The following is a 3,604-nucleotide window of genomic DNA, read 5'->3' on the forward strand; positions in this document are numbered from 1 at the left end:
GCTTTAGCGACAAGATAAAAAGAGCCCTCTCCGAGTTGGAAGGTTCGGTGGAAACCAGTGACCGGCCGCGAATAGGCCAAGGAACCATTGATATACAACTGCATCGCTGTCACCTGGTTTGTGTCATAGGCGTTGGCCTGTACTGTGAGGGCGGGAGCGGGAAGGTAGGTATTGTCGACAGGCTGGCATACCGTGACGGTGGGATTGATCTGGCTTGTAGCGCAGGGAGCACGGTTGGTTGCGTTCAGGTAGATCTGGGTTTGCGCGTCTCCCGGAAGCGCTTGCGCGAAGTCAATCATCCCATCGCGGTTGAAGTCCGCTACGACAAGTTGTCCGGTGCCGTTTGAGGTTGCGATGAAGCGGCTCGCACTCTGATCGAAGGAGCCATCCGGGTGGCCGAGCCAAATGAAGAGTCCTGTCTGGCTGCCGTTCTGGTCGGAGGTGCCGGTGACAAGATCGCCGATGCCATCGCCGTTGACGTCAGCGGCCCATAGATATCTCGCTGCTCCAACTGTATCTGCGGTGATGATGTGGCGTTCAAAGGTCTTCTGCTGTCCCTGCCCATAGAAGACATCGACACCTTCGCACGTGGAGATCGGTCCTTTGGGGCCAGGGTACGTGGAGAACCTGAGGTAGCCATTGCGACAGCAGGTTGGAAGGTACCATCCCCGTTGCCGAGAAAGACATCGAAGGTGCCACCGATACAAAGGGCAATGACATCAAGCTTGCCATCCTGGTTGAGGTCAGCCGCGGCGATATCTTCCACTTCTGAACTGTCCGCCTGCCCGACCGTGATCGGAGGCTGGAACGTCCCGTCGCCGTTACCAAGGCGCAGCGTGACTACGGTAAAGCTGGAACCTCCGCCGAAGACCATGTCAGGTTTGCCGTCTCCGTTGAAGTCACCTTGTGCCATGGCTTCGACGCCGAAGGCCATGTAGGTATCGCGACTCAGTTCAAAACTCGGATTGGTTTGCGCGGGAAGAAGAGAGCTGCTGGCTAATAGAAGTAAGACAGGGACAACGGGGAACCGCATGAGGGACTCCTGAAGACGAGCCTTGTGATTGCTGCGGACTAAAGGAGTCTTCCGTAGGCAAGATGGTTGCTCAAGCTATCGATTAATTCTTTATTCAGGACAGAAGCTTTCCAGCGCATGGGTGCCGCGCTGAGGGAGGCGTTATCAGCTATTTGGCGGATGCAACCGGTAACGGTTTTGCCAGATATCCATTTCTTGTCCGCACTGTGAGTTTCTGACGTCCCGCAAATGCATCGACGTGCACTGTGCGATAGCCGCCGTTGCTAGGCGGATTGGTAGACCGGTATCCGATGGTGTATTGGGTTCTGATATCTTCTGCTACGGCCGAGGCGATCGTATCCACTTCCTTCAGTGATTTCGGGAAGAAGGCGGCTCCGCCCGTCTGATCGGCAATCTGTTCGAGCAGGGCGTGAGCACGCTGTGCTTCCGCCTTGTCGATGTCGTCACCGAAGAGAAGGCCAACGCAATAGATCACCGGCCCTTCCAGACCCTGCACGCGCTTGATCATATCTCTCAATGTCGTTCGCGAAGCGTTGTCGTCACCATCTGTAATCAGGACGAGAACCTGTTTGGCATTCTTACGGTGTTTCGACATGTATTCGGCTGACGCCATCACGGCGTCGTAAGCCGCGGTGCCTCCGGTGGACTTCACATAACGTAAGCCCTGCTGCAGCTTGTCTACCGAGGAGGTAAAGTCCTGATCGATGTAAGCCTTTGAGCTGAAGTCGACGAGAAAGGCTTCATCTTTGGGATTGGAAAGCCGGATGAGGTCCAGAGATGCTTTCTCTACCGCTGCGCGCTTGTCATACATGGACGCTGAACTGTCGATCAGCAGCCCGATCGAAACGGCGGTGTCTTCATGCCGGAAGCTGGTGATAACTTGCGGCACACCGTCTTCCGCGACCTGGAACTTGTCTTTTGTAAGATTGGTCGCCGGCCGGCCTGAGGGATCAAGAACGGTTACATTGAGCTGTACTTCATAGGCGTCTGCTCGTAACGTATAACGTCCACCTGCATCCTTCTGGATCGGACCGGTCGCGGCAGTGGAAGCTGGTTCAGGCTGCGCAGGAGGAGCGTTGTCGGGATCGATGGAGGGTGCCGGATCACGATCCACACTTAGAGAGCGTGACGATTGTGGCGCAGTTTGCGCAAGAGCTGCACGCGCACACATCACTGTCAAAACCGAGCAGATCAGGAAGGAAAGGCGAAGCCGCATAGATACCTGGTCAAACGAAGATCCGTAGGGTTCCGATTGAGGCACTGCCACAATCTTCAACGTACGTTTGATTGGATGACAACCAGGCCATTCAACGTTGTTTGTCTATTTAGGGGGCGCTGGGTTTCCCTTATTCTCCTTCTCCTGTGACTCATACATCTGTTGCAGCTTCCGATCGCGGAGATACGTGCGCATCTGAGGATCGTCCACAGCCTCCGGTGGGGGATGCGCGATGGCGCCTGGGCCGAGCTCGACTCTTTCAGTGTTGTTCTGAATCGCCGTGGGCGGAGGAGGAAGAGATGGACCCCCACTGCGGTCGGTCAATAACAGCCGCCGCGGAGCTCCTTGCGGGCCGCCACCAACGATCAGGATGTTGTAACCCTGGCCAGACAGAAGTTCGGTGAGGACAGCCGATGGCTCGCCTGGGCCGTAGCTGCCAAAGATCCGCCCATCTCTGACCTGACCCTGAATCGCCATGCCGCTCTTGCGCGAGACATCCTCTAGTACCTGGCGAAGCTCAGAGTTGTTCGCTTCGACGGTGAGCATTCCCCCTTTTAGCAGAACGGTTGCGGGACTCGGCGGCGGGGGAGCAGGAGCAGGGCTGACTATTTTGGAATCCGATCTATTGCTAGACCGGAGCTGCCTTTTTGTCGTTGCTGTTGACTGTCGTGTCGATTGTGCCCGGCAAAAGGGAGACGATGACATCAAGGACGTCAAGATGACAGCAAGGGAAAGTTGAAAGCGAGTTTTGGTGTGTTTGTAGCGCATGGTCAAGCTTGTCGCCGGCGCGTTCAGATGCCGCAAGGATAGGACGGGATGACTCAGTTATGGGCGTCCGCTATTGAGATTTTAGAACTTCCGCATCTAGATTGCATTTTGATGCCGCGATAATTAGTAGCTCGCTTTTGTAATCAGGGCAGGAAGAAAATTCGGAAAGGGGGAAGTAATTGCGGATTCTCGGGAATAAATTACTCGAAGCTAGGGGGCTATCTAAAGATGCATATCTGTGGGAACCTCGTTGCCTCCTTTTCGTGTTTTTTTTCTCATATACTCAAGTTGCCAAGGCGAGCACTCCTCGGCACTTCCCCAGGAAAAAAAGCGGTTCGCCCGGGCCGCCAAGTTAGTGAATGAACGCCTTTGTTCGTTTGATGTTGTTCTTTGGCTGTGCAATATCCGCAGTTGCACAAGTCGCAGTAATTTCACCCGCCAACAATACGACCGTAGGCTCCTCTGTCCAGGTCACCGCCAGTGGGGCGACATCCTGCCCCCAAGGGCTCGCTACGATGGGAATCTACGTTGATAATGCTTTACAACGAGTTGTGGACGGAAGCAGTCTCGACTCGTCCGTTCCCCTT

General features: G+C 55.1%; 3 protein-coding genes and 1 pseudogene. All 4 read right to left on the bottom strand.

Annotated features, from left to right (window positions below; all coding sequences use genetic code 11):
• A partial coding sequence (locus AB4043_RS19705) for an FG-GAP-like repeat-containing protein (protein WP_442307853.1) occupies positions 1–707 on the bottom strand: 707 nt, incomplete at its 3' end.
• Positions 677–1,033 (bottom strand): annotated as a pseudogene (locus AB4043_RS19710) (FG-GAP repeat domain-containing protein); the annotation flags it as partial. The gene AB4043_RS19705 and the pseudogene AB4043_RS19710, both read right to left, overlap by 31 nt.
• A 148-nt stretch (positions 1,034–1,181) precedes the next feature.
• Positions 1,182–2,249 carry a VWA domain-containing protein gene (locus tag AB4043_RS19715; protein WP_442301191.1) on the bottom strand — a complete coding sequence of 356 codons (1,068 nt, stop codon included), beginning with the start codon at positions 2,247–2,249 and terminating at the stop codon, positions 1,182–1,184.
• Positions 2,250–2,354: 105 nt separating this feature from the next.
• Positions 2,355–2,795 (bottom strand): hypothetical protein, encoded by a 441-nt coding sequence (locus tag AB4043_RS19720; RefSeq protein ID WP_442301192.1) that lies wholly within the window; start codon positions 2,793–2,795, stop codon positions 2,355–2,357.
• Positions 2,796–3,604: the final 809 nt, after the last annotated feature.

Origin of the sequence: Terriglobus sp. YAF25 (assembly GCF_052113305.1) — a bacterium.
Lineage (GTDB): Bacteria > Acidobacteriota > Terriglobia > Terriglobales > Acidobacteriaceae > Terriglobus.